We start from the raw sequence: 15,136 nt of genomic DNA, 5'->3' as shown, positions 1-15,136 counted from the left end.
AGAGAAACGGGCTATTCGCCTAATCGCTGTTTGCAACCCTGCAGTCATTTGGCACCTGAACGGAACTGCGTGCCACGCACGCGCGGGTCGAGCATCAGCGTAGCGATGTCGGCAACCAAGTTGACGACGCACACTGTGACCCCGACAAACATTACTGCCCCTAGAACGGCATAAGTGTCCTTCAGCGCCACCGAGTTAGCGAGGTAACCGCCGACCCCCCGCCGCGCAAACACCGTTTCAATAAGGATCGCCCCGCCCACCATGCCCCCCACCAAAGTGCCAATAAGGCTAACAGTCGGCGCCAGCGAATTTGGAAGGGCATGCCGCAGCACGATGCGCCGTGTCGATGCGCCTTTGGCCAGTACTGGCAGCACCAAGTCGGATGCCAGCACCCCCAGCAGGGTTGCCCGCAATATTCGGTAGACTTGGGATGCGAACGGCACGGCGAAGACGAACGCTGGAAGGATCAGATAGGCCAATGCATCGAAGAATGCCGACAGGTTTCCGGCAAGCAGCGCGTCGACCGTCGGCATGCCAGTGATCGACGGCGCCGAAACGCCGAACGAGTGCTGGCCGGTGATCGGCGTGATGCGCAGCACGCTGCCGAGGAAGTACTGAAGCATCAGCGCAAGCCAAAAGGTCGGCATGGCGCCGCCCATTACCGCGACAAGTCGGCTGACGCCGTCGACAACCTTGCCTCGGAACGTGGCCGCGACCAGCGCAGCGGGAAACGCCAAGAGAACCCCTAGGATGCTAGCAAACACCATAAGTTCGAGCGTGCTGGGCAACACCGCGGCGAGCTCAGTCAGCACCGGCTTGGACGACACCACCGAGGTCCCCAGGTCGCCACGCAACAGGCGGCCGAGGAAGTTGAGGTATTGAAGGGGGATCGGCTGGTCGAGCCCAAGACGCTTGGTCACTTGCGCCACCTGCTCGGCAGTGGCGCCGGCACCAGCCGCCACCTGCGCCTCGTCGCCCGGTATCAGCTTGATCATGATGAATACCAAGGTCGCCAAACCCCATAGGGTCAGCACCATCATTACGAGCCTTTGGCCGACGAGACGCAGGTAGGACATTTCCGATCAGCCCTTGGTCAGCAGCGGGACCTCGATCGGCTTGAAGTGGCCGTTCACCACACCTGCAAGCGGATCGGCCAGTCGGTCGGAACGATAGGCAGCGTAGGAGACACCCCAATAGAGCGGCATGAATGGGGAGTCTTTCTCGATGATCAACTGCGCCTGCTTGTAGATCTCGCAGCGCTCGTTCGCATCGCCGCTCACCAGCGCCTTGTTCAGCAGAGTGTCGATCTCGGGATTGTTGTAGCCTGCGCGGTTCGAACTACCCGCGTCCGAAATGTACGTCTTGGCTAGGAATACGCCAGGATCGGGGAACCAAGCGTTCTCCGACATAAGCATCATCTGGGGGATGGTGACGGGATCCTGCAGCAACTGCAGGTAGTTCGGGAAGGCGATCGGCTCGAGGTTGAGCGTTACGCCGATGTCCTTGAGGTTCGACTGCAGCAGAGTGGCTTCCTGCACCTGATCTTCGAACGCCGGCTGGAAGCGCAGCGTAAGAGTCAGAGCCGACTGACCGGCCTCCGCGAGCAAGGCTTTCGCCCGCTCGACATCCCGCTTGACCACCGAGAAATCGGGCCGGCAAGCCAGCGTTCCAGGCAACGGCCCCGCAGGAAGGCTGCCCTTTCCACGATGGATGCCCTGAAGGCCACCCTCGTAGTCATATACAAGGCGGATCGCCTCGCGCACCTTCGGGTCAGCGGTGGGGCCGGCGGCCGTGTTGAAGTAGATGCCGTTGACCGATGGCGCGGGACCATAGGCCACCGTCACGCCTGGTTCGTTGGCAAGAACGTCAAGGTCGCGCTGCACGATATTCCGGCCGATATCGATATTGCCGACCTTGAGCTCGTCGCGCTTGGGCGCGCTCTCGTCGATCCGCCGGAACACGAAGGATGCCGGACGGGCGCCCTGCTCACCCCAGTATGTGTCGGCCCAATCGACTGTAATATCGTTGCCAACCACCGAAATAAGCTTGTAGGGGCCGCTCCCCGCGTCATTTGCAGCGAGCCAGGCCTGGGCGTCATCGCTGCCGGCATTTGCCTGCGCGAGAGACGAGTTGATGATGTAAATCCGGCTCAGCGACGTGAGGAATAGCGAGGACGGCTTAGTCAGCTTGATTGTCAGGTGCGTGTCGTCGGTTATCTCGGTGCTGCCGTAGACATCGACATAGCTGGCAACGCCAGTGGCCAAGCGCTTGATACGGTCGAGAGTGTAGGCGACGTCCGCGGACGTGACAGGCTTCCCGTCGTGGAATTTCGCACCGTCGCGCAGGGTGATGGCGATCGACTGCGCGTCCGGCGCAACCGCATACTCACTAGCCAACTCACCAACCACGTTGAGGTCGATGTCGTAGGTAACCAACGGGCTGTACATCCGGCTGGTCAGGTCGTTGGTCTGGTAATAGTCCGAGGCAATCGGGTCGAGCGTGTTTACTGACCCGGCGTCGGCATAGATCACCGTATTGGCACGATCGGCGGCCTCGACGGCGCCAGCTGCGAGTAGCGCACAAAGCGCTACGGCACCTGCAGTTCCGGTGAATCGAAGTTTTGAGAATGGGCGATAGGCGTAGTGCATTTCCGTGCTCCTCCAATGCGCAGTGTTTCCGTTCTCCGCGGCAGGCCCACGGACATCCGTCCGGCCGCAGCATCTGAACTCACGGTACGCAACGGTGTTTCGTATACATACCTTAGTTCAATCGAACACATATATAGGTGTCCGTCAATGCCATGCACCCCGTTTGCATCGCCTTACGGTTCCCTTGTGTAGTCCTCTACCTGACGTGCCTTGGCAATAAATACACAGTTTCAGACTGTTAGCCTGTCCCTCGGGTTGCTCTTGTTTACGCGCCCGCCCACACATTTTGCATGCAACGCACAAAAATCTTGTATGCAATCCGTTGCCATGCATCATAAGACGTGGTCATCAAGCGGCCGCAAAACGGAATCTCGACCATGGCAAAGCCGCACCTCCTCCTTATCAATCCCAACACCTCGGATGACATTACCGAGACGATCCGGAGACTTGCCGTCGCAGAGATCGGCAGTCACGCCGCGATAACCGCGGTCACGGCGACCTTCGGCGCTCGCTACATCTCATCGCGCGCTGCGGTAGCCATCGCAGCACATGGGGTCCTCGACGCCTTTGCATCGGCGCTCGCGTCGGGACTACGGCCTGACGCGGTGATTGTCGCGTGTTTTGGCGACCCCGGGCTGGATGCACTTAAGGAAATGACTTCGACGCCTGTGTTCGGCTTTGCGGACGGCGGACTGATTGCGGCCGCTGCCGAACCCGGCACCTTTGCCATCGCAACGATCGGCGACGCTTGGCGCGACATGCTCGCCGAACTCGCCCTGCGCCGCGGTCTGGCCCACCGGCTGGCGGGGATCATCGTCCTCGATGCGTCAACTCGCGCTCCAGAAGTCAGCGGCCCGCTCATTGAGAAAGCTGCAAGGAACCTCGGCGCCTCGCGAGTAGTCGTTGGTGGCACCGGGCTGATTCCGATGCTCGACGAGTTGGCTCAACGCATCAATCTACCGGTGATAGATGCTCACCGCGTGACGCTGCACGACGCGGCGCGGATAACCGGAGCGGCCAGGGTTGCAGCGACACCCCCGATGGCTGGCCCACCGGTGGTGGGGCTTTCACCTGCTTTGACCAGACTGCTTCAGAACGGTGCTGCCAATTGAGCGGCCGGATAGGGAGACTTTTCGACATGACCACAACGAACTCACCGCGCCCCCTTGGGGATTGGGGCCGAGGCCAGGCATTCGCCGAGGGACGACACTTCGTCAGCGAGTTCAATTTCGTGCCGGAGGTGACGTCCGGTTACGAAATTCCTACTCCGCTAGGGCTGATCGACAGCACCATTCGCAAGGTCATCTACACTGTTGGCGTTCGCCCCAGCGAGGCTGAACTGCTGGAGATTTGCCATATCCTAGAGGAACTTGGCATCGAAGAAGAGAGCCTGAACGTTTGGTGGCGCGATGGCGAGCCCGACCCGCAGGAATTGGCGGCTGCGATGACCATCGCGAGGGCCAAGGTGAAGTTCAAGGTCAACGTCTTCACCGATACGCTGTTAGGCAATGGTGAGACGCCGATGCCGCTTATGAAGCAAACGGTCGACATGTTCGCCGAGGCGGGCATCAAGCTGCTCAACCCCGGTCTGCTGCAGGCGCCGAACGACGACGCCCGCAAGCGCCAGGCCGACGAAATGGCCGTCATGAACGAGTATATCAAGGCCGCTGGCATGGAGTGGAATGCTACAATCGCCAATTGTGGGCGGCGCAACTTTGATGAGTTCATGGCGCTCTGCAACACCGCGGTCGATAATGGCGTTCGTCGCTTCGACCTGATGGACTCGACTAGCGCGCTATCGCCGCAGGCAATGACCCACTATGTCAGGACGTTCCGCAGCCGGCTTAACCGACCAACGCCGCTAACCATGCATACCCACGACGATTTTGGCATGGACACGGCCGGAACCATCGCCGCGGTGCTGGCGGGCGCTTCGCCCGATGTCGCGCTCAACGGCGTCTCCTATCGCTCGGGCTTTGCGGCGCTCGAGGAGGTCGTGGTGGCACTCGACGTACTATACGGCGTCGACACCGGCATTCGGCTCGACCGCTTGAAATGGGCCTCCGACGAATTGGCGCGAGTCATGCGCTTCCCGGTGCCCCCGTTGAAGCCCGTGGTTGGAAGTCACCAGTTTCTACGCGAGGGGCCGCCCGACATCGACAAGATACTCGACGGCCGCGCTCCCGCCGACTTCGCCAACATGGGGGGCAGCTACAGCCCCGAACTCATCGGCGCCGAGTTCCACTGGGTCTTTTCGCAGCAGGGCAATAGCCAGGTGGTGGCCTCGGTCGCCCGGTCGCTTGGCCTGACCTTGACGGACAAGCAGGTCGCCGAGGCCGTGACCATCCTCGAGGCCAAGCTGGCGGCCCATCCTGCCTATCCGCGCTGGGCTACGCCCGACGAAGTCTTTGCCGTAGTGAAGCGCGTTGCTGGCTAGCTTTCAGATGCGGGCAACGCATCAAGCCGGTCCCACAGTGGGACCCAGATCGACTTAGTGAAGGGACCACATGACACAGAACGAATTGGTGCCGGCCATCGACGCCTTTCGGCTGCCACTGGACCACACGAGTGATGTGGCAGGCTTGAAACGGCTCATGGCGGAAGGTCGACTGCACGCTGACGATGTGATCGCTGTGACCGGCAAGACCGAGGGTTGGCGGGCCGGCGAGACGAGCCGCCTCGACGCCGATCAGGCGATCCGCCGCTTCCTGCTCGACTACGGCTCTCGCCCCGCGGGCATCATCGACCAGCTTCCCATGGTGTTCACGACAGGCGGCATCGGCATTTTGACGCCGCACATTGTGGTGTACGCACGTGCCCTCGCGGCCCCATCGTCCGATAGCGCCTCCCGGCTGGCGATGGGCGTGGCGCGGTCCGACCTGATCCGTCCAGAATGGATGACGACCACCAGGATTGTCGAAGTCAACGCCGATGCTGTCCGCAGGGCGGCGGCCAACGCTGGGATTGACCCGCGAGCGGTCGAGTACGTCGTCGGCAAGGCCTACTATCCCTCGAAGCAGGATTTCGCGGACGCTCGCGCCGCCGGCCACCGAATCCCCGACCTCGATGATGGGGCACTGTTCCGCAAGGCGAGCGGGGCTGCCGGCCTGGGGGTGGCGGTCGCCGCCGATGGAATGCAGATGCCGCTGGCCGAAGAGGTGAGTAAGCGGCTCGACTTGTGGTCTGCCAAGGTCGCGGTGTCGGCTAACGAATGGGAGCCGGTCGGGGGGGCCGGGCCGCAAACCCAGTTGATGGCCTTTGGCAATCGGGCGGGCGCCAGTGGGCGGTTGAGGGTGGGGCATGCCGCCATGGTCGACACGCTCGATGTGGAGGCACTCCATCGGGCGCTGCGGCGGGCGGGACTGGATGTTGGACCGGGTCCACTATCACCGGAGCACCGAGTTCGGGTTGTCGCGGTCTATGTGAAATTCAGCATGCCTGTTGAAGACCGCCTGCGAGGGCGTCGCCAGATCGCGGAAAACCCGGAATACGGGAACCAGGTGAAAGCAGCACTCGGGGGCATGTTCTCCGCGATCCTGCAAGACAACCTGGTGTGGATTTCCGGCTCTGCGACCCATCAGGGGCCCGCCGGCGGTGGCACCGTGGCAGCAATCGTGGACGTCAGCTGACCTCCACTCACGACGGCTGTAGCCAATTGCATCAAAAACGGAAATGACTGTGTCGTCGAAACCCGAGCCGCGGGTCATGATCGTGGCGTTGATCGTGGCAGGCGCCCTGTTCATGCAGATGCTCGACGCCACTATCATCGTCACCGCCATTCCCGCTATGGCGCTGTCCTTCGGCGTCACCCCGCTCACCATGGGCGCGGGAATCACCGCCTATATGCTAACCGTCGCGATCCTGATCCCCGCCGCCGGCTGGTTAGCCGACCGGATCGGGGCGCGCAGCGTCTTCCTCGTCGCTATTGTCGTTTTTACAATCGGCTCGCTGCTCTGCGGCCTATCGGTGGACCTGCCCCAATTCGTCGCCGCGCGGATCGTTCAGGGGGCTGGTGGGGCCTTCATGGTCCCGGTGGGACAAGTCATCGTACTGCGACTCGCAAAGCGAAGCGAACTGGTGCGCGCGCTGTCGCTGCTCAGCTGGCCGGCACTGTTCGCGCCGGTACTTGGGCCAACGATTGGCGGCCTCATCACCACCTATATCTCGTGGCGCTGGACGTTCCTCATCAACATCCCAGTGGGCCTCCTCTGCTTTGCGCTCACCGCCTATCTGATCCCCGATGACGGCTACCGCATCAAAATACCTTTGGACTGGCGCAGCCTGCTACTGTCGTCGCTGGGTCTAGGCGTCCTCTTGGCTGGACTCGACGGGCTGGTGCACCATGGTGCCAACTTTGTTTTCTCCATTATCCACATCGCGGCGGGCGCTTCCCTGTGCGCTCTCGCCACGTTTTGCATCCGACGCGCCAAGCACCCGCTGCTGGATTTGTCGATCCTCAGTGTCCGCACCTTTGCGCTCTCTAATTTGTTGGCAGGCAGCTACTACCGGATCGCGCTCAACACAACGCCGTTCCTGCTGCCGCTGCTCTTTCAGCTTGGATTCGGACTCAATGCCTTCCAGGCCGGTAGCCTGATGGTCGCTTATTTCGGCGGCAATCTCGGTGTCCGGGTGATCACGACGCCCGTGCTTGAACGGCTCGGCTTTCGCCACGTCATGGTCGCGAACGGTATCCTGAGCGCCATCGCCATCGGCCTGTGCATCCTGCTGAGCGCAGATACGCCGGTCCCCCTCGTAATAACTCTCATGGTGCTTGGTGGCGCAACGCGATCGATGCAATATACCGCACTAAACGTGCTCGCGTTCATCGATATCAAGCCCGATCAACGCAGCGCAGCGTCGACACTGTCGACGATGCTAATGCAGATCACCATCCTCTTGGGCGTCGTGTTCGGTAGCATAAGCCTCAGCGCGTTTCAGTCGATCCGGGGCGACCCAAACCTGGATCTTATCGACTTCCAGCTGAGCTTTGGCCTGCTTGCAATTGTGACACTGGTCTCTGCCATTCAGATGAGGGGGATACCTCCCTCAGTAAAGAGCCGCTAGCGCAGGAGACCGTGGTCAAGCCTGCGCCTGTCGCGAACGGCCACGGCATCCAGACGCTGGCTTCCAGTTGGGGACCGTGTTTAGTCACGCGCGCCATGGGAGGGCGTGACGCGTTCGAACGCGTCACCGACGTGCGGGCTCAACCGAGCCAAGGCACTCGAGGCGCTTGGGATCGAGCCCGTGCAACGGCGGCCCATTTTGTACCTAGCACAAGCGCGCGGCGGCAAGGCCTAACCGCGCGCGTGTGTGGGTTACAGAGCGAACAATTTCAGCACCTCTTCGGCACTGGTCCTGCGCCCGTAGTCGGCGAGTTCGAAACTCTCGGCGAATTCGAAGCCGCCGCTCATCGCCGGCAACGAGTACATGAATTCCGGCCAATACTTCAGGATGAAGGCACGCTCAGCCGGCCAGTCGCCCGTCTGCGGCGCCTCGCTGATGACGCCGCGCTCGTGCGGGGTGAACTCGAAGAACTGCGTTGCGTGGGCGGCGCAGGCCCTGAGCTTTGCTTCGATCGACGTGCCGACATCAATGACGATGTCGTGCTTGTGGACGTTCAGTGCGCCGTAGTCGATCATCTTCAGGCAGATCGGAGCCTGAGCCAGCGGCGGTACCTCAGGACATATGTTGCCGTTGGTGCAAAAGTCCGAAGCGTCGCGCACGGCGCGGCCGGCTGCGCGGTTGTCGAGGTGACCTGGGCAATCGTCATGGAAGGTGATGACGATGTCGGCCTGCCAGCGACGGATTGAGGAGATCACCGCTGTACGGACCGCAAGGTCCGGCATCAGTTCGCCATCGTGGATGTCGAGGATTTCATAGTCAACCACGCCAAGATGCCGCGCGGCAGCGTAGGCTTCGCGAGCACGGCGGCGCTTCAACGGCTCACGTTCCATTTTGTAGTGACCGGCATCGCCATTGGTGAGTGAGAGGTACTTTACGGCAACGCCGCGGTCGGCGAGCCGGCGTGTCGTACCACCCGCATACATTTCCGCTTCGTCGGGATGCGCTTTCACGACCAGCACTTTGAGTGGGTAGGACATGTAGACATTACTCCTTTGCAGTATGGGCCGCACGCAGGGCATCGGCGGCGGCCGTAAGAGTCGCAGCACTGCGCGACACGAATCCTTCGAGCTGGTCGAGGGTGGGATTGGGGGAGAAGTAGTCGTCGGGCGCGATCATGGCGCCAGCGACAACGCCGTCCTCGAACACCCGCGACAGGCGGATCAGCTCCAGCACCTCGCTCATGTCCGCATCCGGCTGGCGGGCCTGCCAGTCGGGATCGAACAATGGGATCTGGTTCTTGTCGGAACCCCAGACGTTCTCGATGGTGAAGTTGGGGAAGCTGCCGGCCGCGAACAGCGCACCGAGCACCGCCAGCCAGTCGATCACCCCATCGCCGCAGGCGCGCGTTTGCCGCTCCAGCCCGAGCGGGCGGGCGAATAGCACAATGTCACGCATGTGGGTCTTCTTCACATATGGCGCGACGCGGCGGGTCGCGGCGACCGGATTCTCGCCACGAACCACCACGTTGGCGAGATCGAGCGTAACGCCTAGCGCGTCGTCGCCGACCTGCTCGACCAGCCGGACGATCTCCGCTGTGGTGATCTCTTCGTGCGTCTCGACCGCAATGACCGCGCCGCGATCCCTGAGCACCGGCTTCAGCTTCAAGAGGAACTTGCGCGTCGCGTCGAGCTGGTCTTCCCACTCGACATCGGTGCGATAGCGGTCGATGGCGTGCAGGCCCCAGCCGTGTCGCTGGTAGTTCGCAGTATCGCCCCACAGCGCCGTACAGCCGATGGCGGTGGTCGCCTCGATCATTCGGGTCATGCCGAGCAGGTAGTCGCCGTTGCCGACCTCGCGGACTTCCGGCGCCTCAGGGGTGTTGTACGGGTTGATCTTTCCCAGCCCCATTTCAAGGTAAAGCCCAAGCTCATCTGCCCGCCGCTTCACCGCGGCAAGAAAGCCCGTGTCGAGAGTCGGCGATACGTCGAGCACGGTCCGGAAGAACACACCGGCATGGCCGAGCTCGGCGCAGCGCTCTATCAGCTTGATCGGGCCGAGTTCGGCGGCACGCGGGAACTTCCGCCCGTCGATGCCGACGCGGATTTCGGGGACTTGCGTGATGGTCATGATATCGGTGCCTGTCGAGCCCTGTGGGCGGGATCGAGCCCAAGGCCGCCGGGAACGGCGGCGATAAGTTCGCGCGTGTATTCGTGCTGCGGGTTGGCGAGGACGGCTTTGGCCAGCCCCTCCTCAACTATTTGGCCGCGATGCATCACGGCGATACGGTCGGCGATGTAGCCAGCGCTGACCACGTCGTGGGTAATGTAGAGTACCGCGACGCCCTGCTCGTCGCGCAGCCGGGCGATCAAGTTGAGGATGTCGCGGCGGATCGACACGTCGAGCATCGATACCGGCTCATCAGCCACCAGAAGCTTCGGCGAAGCCGCGAGCGCACGGGCGAGACCTACGCGCTGCCGCTGGCCTCCGGACAACTCGTGCGGCCGGCGATCGAGATAACTGGCGGCGGGCGTGAGGCCAACCTCCCTTAGCAATGCCGCCACCCGCCCTTCGACGTCTGACCTATAGCCGCCAGGGGCAGAGATCACGGCGCGACGAAGGTGATGGCCAATGGTGTGGAGTGGGTTGAGCGAACCATAGACGTCCTGGAATACCATCTGCGCGGCGCGGGGCTGGTTGCGGCGGCGGCGCGAGACTGGCACCGGCGTGCGGCCATCGACGAGCACATCACCGGAACTGGCGCGCGTCAGTCCGGTGACAATTCGGCCGAACGTTGACTTGCCGCTTCCCGATGCGCCGACCAGTGCCACGATCTCGCGCGGCGCGAGGCGGAACGACACGTCGTTTACGGCGACCAGCGCCGATCGGCCAGTGAGTGGGTTGGTTCCGTAAGCCTTGGTGAGGTGCGCTGTCTCCAGCACGGGGTGCGCGACGGACTTCGGCCGTGCCACAGCAGGCACAGAGAAGTCGACCTTCGGCGTCGCAGTGAGCAGCGTGCGCGAATAGGGATGCGATTGGTAGCGCTGGAATTCTGCCACCGGCGCGGTTTCGACGATCTTACCGTCCTTCATCACTGCGATGCGGTCTGCCACTTCGAACAGCAACGGTAGATCGTGGGTGATCAGCAGCACGGCAAAGCCCATCTTCCGCTGCAGTGCTTTTACCGTGACGAAGATTTCCTGCTGCACGATCACGTCGAGGGCCGTCGTCGGCTCGTCGAGGATGATCAACTTGGGCTCGAGCGCCAGCGCCATTGCAATCACCACGCGCTGCCGCTGTCCGCCCGAGAGTTCATGCGGAAATGCCGAGAGCCGCCTTGGGTCGATATCGACCATCTGCAGCAGTTCGGCCGGGGTGCGACGAATGGAGGCGCCACCGCGGTTGATCACCTCGCGTAGCTGCCAGTCGATCCGCTTCACCGGATTGAGCGAGGTAAGCGAGTTCTGCAACACGATCGATGCGGTTCGCCAGCGCAGCGCCCGCACCGCACCCTCGTCAGACGACAGCATGTCGTTACCCGCGATGCGGATTTCACCGCCGGTTATGATGCCAGGCGCGCGCAGCAGCCTGAGGATCGACTGTGCGATCGTCGATTTGCCGCAGCCGGATTCGCCGGCGAGCCCCATGAACTCGCCATGCGCGATACCGAGGGACACGCCGTCGACGGCCGAGATAATACCGTTCTCGCCAGCGTAACCAACCGAGAGGTTGACGATATCGAGCGCTGGGAGATCAAGCATCCCGCTTCACCGGGGTCATCAGCGAGGCGCTCGGCTTCTTGAAACCAGCGCGGCGCAGCAGGCGGTCGGCGCGCAGCCTAGGGTTGCCGATCTCGTCGACGGCGTTGTTGATCAGCGCCAGCGAGAAGGCTGTGAGGGCGATGGCCATGCCAGGGACGACGAAGGTCCACCAAGCGCCTCGTATCAGCGCCGAACTGTTCTGGGCCCAGTACAACATCGAGCCCCAGGTGATCTGGCCTCCATCACCGAGCCCAAGAAACTCGAGCGACGCCTGCGCCGTGATGGCGAAGATGACCTGGTTGACGAAGTAGGCGGCGACTACCGAGCCCATATTGGGGAGGAGTTCGATCGCGACGATGCGCCAGCGACTCTCGCCGACATCCTCGGCGGCAGCGATGAACTCGCGCTCCCGAAGGCTGAGCGCCTGCGAGCGGAACAATCGCGCTCCGAAGGCCCAGCCGGTGACGGTGAGCACCATGATCATGGTTAGCGGCCCTGGCGGCAGGAACGCAGCGAGCACCACGACGAGCGGTAGGCCGGGAATGACGAGAAAGACGTTGGTGATCAGCGTCAGCACGTCATCTACCCAGCCGCGGAAGTAGGCGGCGGTGAGTGCAACGATCAGTGCCAGCAGTGTCGTCAGCACTGCGATGGTGAAGGCCACCCACAGCGTGTTCTGTCCACCAAAGAGGAACTGGCTGAACACATCCTGCCCCTGGCCCGTGGTGCCGAAAATATGGGCCAGCGAGGGGAACTCGTTGATGCCGCCCGTCGCCCGTTTCGGGTTGTACGGGGCGATCCACTGCGCCAGCGCAGAGAGCACGACAAGTGTGCCCAGAGTGAAGAGCCCTACCGCTACCGGGATCGAGCCGAAAAGCTGGCGGCGCGCCTTGGCGCCGAAGGTTTCGCCAAGGGACATCTATGCCTCCCCACCGGTCCGCACGCGCGGATCAAGCAGCACGTAGAGCGTGTCGACGAGGAAGTTCGCCGCCAGCACGGACAGGGTGATGATGAGGAACAGCGCCTGCATCAACGGATAATCGACGGCACTCACGGCCCGCATTAGCGAGTAGCCGAGCCCGGGATAGGTGAAGACAATCTCGGTCAGCAGTTGGCCAGAAAACACTCCTCCCACCGCGGCGCCGAGCGCCGTGACGTTGGGGAGCAGCGCCGTACGCACGGCGTGCGACATGAGCACCCGGCGCGGCGTCAGCCCCTTGGCTTCGGCGAGTGTCAGGTAGTCCTCGCTCAGCACTCCGATCATGGCGTTGCGCATGTTGAGGGTCCACGGCCCGAGCGAGACCAGGACGATGGTGAAAACCGGCGCGATCAGGTGGAACAGGATGTCGCCGATGCCCGATAGATTCAACGCTGGTGGGTTGACGCTCGAATAGGCGTTGCCCATCGGGAACCAGCCGAGCTTGAAGCAGAAAATGTAGAACAGCAGCAGCGCGAGGAAGAAGTATGGGAATGAGCCGAGGAAGAGCAGCACCGGTGGCGCCAGCCGGTCGAACAGCCCGCCACGGCGCCAGGCGGCAATGGCGCCGAGGGTGCAGCCGAGCACGAAACTGAGCAGCACCGAGGTGAGGCCAAGCAGGATCGACCAACCGAATCCGGCTCCGATCACCGCCATCACCGGCGCAGGGAAATTGGAGAGGGAGCGGCCGAAATCGCCGCGCAGCACATTGCCAAGATAGGCGACGTATTGCTGCAGCAACGGCTCGTCGGTGAGCCCATAGGCGGCCTTCAGCGCAGCCAGGGACTCGGCGTTGAGTGACGTCGAATAGGTAGCGACAATGGTCGACGCGGGGTCGCCCGGGGTCAGCCGCGGCAGGAAGAAGTTGACAGTGATGGCGACGAATGCTGCCAGCACATAGAACGCCAGTCGCTTTGCAATGTAGTACATCGACGAGCCTCCGGGGGAAGGATGCCCCCGCCGCGCACGGCGGGAGCTCCGGGTGTCTTGCGCGTTACTCGGCGCGACGCGACAAGTGCGGCCAGACCAGAAGCGGACCATTGGTCATCTGCAGGCTGAGCGGCGCGTACGGGTCCTGCTCGTTGGGGAAGCCCGTAAACCGGCGGGTGTTGTAGAGACCCCAATCCGGCTGCTCGTAGAGCGGGATGGCTGGCGCGGCAGCCGAGAACATACCCTCGAGTTCGGCGATGATCGCCTTCTGCTCGGCCCCGTCGGTGGAGGCGGCAAACTTCGCCAGCAGTTCATCGACCTTTGGGTCGCCATAGCGCTGCTGGTTGTTGGGCGACGCCTCGCCAACCGACTTCACCGAAGTGGTTGCCATGTTGTTGCGGTAAAACTCGAACGGCGTAGCGGTCCGCTGCGCAGTACCGAGCGAGAGCTGGAACTGGCCGGTGAAGGTCGAGTTGGTCCAGCTGTCCGCAGTCGTCGTGCGGAGCGTCACGTCGATGCCGATATCCTTGAGGTTCTCAGCGACGATCTGGCAGGCTGACACCCAGTCATTCCAGCCCGACGGCACGATGATGTCGTACTTCAGCGGCTTGCCGTCCTTACCCACTCGGATGCCGTCGGAGCCCTTGGTGTAGCCGGCCTCGTCGAGCATCTTGTTTGCCGCTTCGGGGTCAATGCTCACCCACGACGCGCCTTCCTCGATCACCTTGGGATCAAGCCAGTCCTTGAACGGCGCTTCCGGCAGGCCGGTCGCGTTGGCGGCGACAGACTTGCCCCAGACGCCGGTGTTGATCATCCGCTGACGGTCAAGCGCCATACTCATGGCCTTGCGCACCACCGGATCGCCTAGCGCCCCGTCGGTCGTATTGGCGAGGAGCAGCACTACCGACGTGCGCGGCCACCAGTAACCGAAATGCTCGGGATCGAGCGGCACGAACGTCACGTCCGGGTCAGGCACTAGCCCACCCCAGTCGAGGTTGCCCGAAAGGGTCGCGGCGCTGACCTGGTCGTTGCCGTTGAAACCCTGAACGAACACGCCCTCGATATTGAGCGGCTGCCAGTAGTTCGGGTTCTTGGTCACCTGGTAACGATCGGTGCCAAAGGCATCTATGGTGGTGAAAGGGCCCGTGCCGACCGGATCGGGGTTCTCGAAGGTCACCGGATCAGCGACGTCCTTCCAAACGTGCTGCGGGACGATGAACTGGTCGACGATCGAATAGAGGCCCGGCGTGTAGGTCGACGAGAAGGTGAACTTCACCGTCTTGGCGTCCACCGCCTCAACCGACGACAGGTACTGGTCGAAAGCGCCGGCCGCTGGCCCGATCAGGCCGGGGTTGGCCTTCATAAGCTCGAAGGTGAATGCCACGTCATTGGCCGTGAATGGCTGGCCGTCCGACCACTTGACGTCGTCGCGAAGGGTGAGCGTCAAGCTCAGCGCGTCGGAGGACCATTCGTATGCGGTGGCTAGCCACGGATCGAGCTTGCCGGTCGCGTAGTTCTGGATCATCAGCGGTTCGTACATGGTACGCGTGCTGACCCAGCGAGCGGTAGGCGAGAACGGATTGAAGGTCCGCGTGAAGCTGTTGCCGCCCTCGGCAACGATGCGGACCAACTGGTCAAGTGGCGCCTCGGCGAGCGCCGGGGCAGTGACAGCGAAGGCAGAGACGCTCGCGAGGGCACCCAGCGCTAGGGCGCGAAGGCTTGTGTGCAAACGTCCGATCAAGCCCGCTGAGGGCTTCTTA

At 62.6% G+C, this 15,136-nt stretch carries 12 protein-coding genes; 4 read left to right on the top strand and 8 right to left on the bottom strand.

The window, feature by feature from the left end; all coding sequences use genetic code 11:
* Window positions 1-44 precede the first annotated feature (44 nt).
* A complete protein-coding gene (locus VGV07_RS18130) occupies window positions 45-1,076 on the bottom strand; it encodes an ABC transporter permease (RefSeq protein WP_326870132.1) in 1,032 nt (343 codons plus the stop codon).
* Between the two features lie 6 nt (window positions 1,077-1,082).
* Window positions 1,083-2,648, bottom strand: a complete 1,566-nt coding sequence (locus tag VGV07_RS18125) for an ABC transporter substrate-binding protein (RefSeq protein WP_326870131.1) — start codon at window positions 2,646-2,648, stop codon at window positions 1,083-1,085.
* Between the two features lie 341 nt (window positions 2,649-2,989).
* Between VGV07_RS18125 and VGV07_RS18120 the strand changes: the two genes are divergently transcribed.
* The 4 genes from VGV07_RS18120 (at window position 2,990) to VGV07_RS18105 (ending at window position 7,712) form a co-directional block, all read left to right on the top strand.
* Entirely contained in the window at window positions 2,990-3,760 is a 771-nt protein-coding gene (locus VGV07_RS18120; protein WP_326870130.1) for an aspartate/glutamate racemase family protein, read from the top strand.
* Window positions 3,757-5,085, top strand: a complete 1,329-nt coding sequence (locus tag VGV07_RS18115; protein ID WP_326870129.1) for a hypothetical protein — start codon at window positions 3,757-3,759, stop codon at window positions 5,083-5,085. The genes VGV07_RS18120 and VGV07_RS18115 overlap by 4 nt, the downstream gene beginning before the upstream one ends.
* A gap of 70 nt (window positions 5,086-5,155) precedes the next feature.
* Window positions 5,156-6,277 carry a ring-opening amidohydrolase gene (locus VGV07_RS18110; RefSeq protein WP_326870128.1) on the top strand — a complete coding sequence of 374 codons (1,122 nt, stop codon included), beginning with the start codon at window positions 5,156-5,158 and terminating at the stop codon, window positions 6,275-6,277.
* Between the two features lie 49 nt (window positions 6,278-6,326).
* Window positions 6,327-7,712: an MFS transporter gene (locus tag VGV07_RS18105; protein ID WP_326870127.1), complete on the top strand. Its 1,386-nt coding sequence runs from the start codon at window positions 6,327-6,329 to the stop codon at window positions 7,710-7,712.
* Between the two features lie 251 nt (window positions 7,713-7,963).
* Here VGV07_RS18105 and VGV07_RS18100 read toward each other — a convergent pair whose 3' ends face one another.
* The 6 genes from VGV07_RS18100 to VGV07_RS18075 form a co-directional block, all read right to left on the bottom strand.
* A complete protein-coding gene (locus tag VGV07_RS18100; RefSeq protein ID WP_326870126.1) occupies window positions 7,964-8,749 on the bottom strand; it encodes a PIG-L deacetylase family protein in 786 nt (261 codons plus the stop codon).
* Window positions 8,750-8,756: 7 nt separating this feature from the next.
* The gene (locus tag VGV07_RS18095; protein WP_326870125.1) at window positions 8,757-9,839 is read right to left on the bottom strand and encodes a sugar phosphate isomerase/epimerase; all 1,083 of its coding nucleotides are present in this window, start codon (window positions 9,837-9,839) and stop codon (window positions 8,757-8,759) included.
* Entirely contained in the window at window positions 9,836-11,470 is a 1,635-nt protein-coding gene (nikE, locus tag VGV07_RS18090; RefSeq protein WP_326870124.1) for an ABC transporter ATP-binding protein, read from the bottom strand. The genes VGV07_RS18095 and nikE overlap by 4 nt, the downstream gene beginning before the upstream one ends.
* Window positions 11,463-12,389 carry an ABC transporter permease gene (locus VGV07_RS18085; protein ID WP_326870123.1) on the bottom strand — a complete coding sequence of 309 codons (927 nt, stop codon included), beginning with the start codon at window positions 12,387-12,389 and terminating at the stop codon, window positions 11,463-11,465. The genes nikE and VGV07_RS18085 overlap by 8 nt, the downstream gene beginning before the upstream one ends.
* On the bottom strand, window positions 12,390-13,376 hold the full coding sequence (locus VGV07_RS18080; RefSeq protein WP_326870122.1) for an ABC transporter permease: 987 nt from the start codon (window positions 13,374-13,376) through the stop codon (window positions 12,390-12,392).
* 64 nt (window positions 13,377-13,440) lie between these two features.
* A complete protein-coding gene (locus tag VGV07_RS18075) occupies window positions 13,441-15,105 on the bottom strand; it encodes an ABC transporter substrate-binding protein (protein ID WP_326870121.1) in 1,665 nt (554 codons plus the stop codon).
* Between the last annotated feature and the right edge of the window lie 31 nt (window positions 15,106-15,136).

Source organism: Devosia sp. (assembly GCF_035944845.1).
In the GTDB taxonomy this organism is placed as follows: domain Bacteria; phylum Pseudomonadota; class Alphaproteobacteria; order Rhizobiales; family Devosiaceae; genus Devosia_A.
Note: the sequence above shows the minus strand (reverse complement) of the source record. Positions and strands in the feature narration are given on the sequence as shown.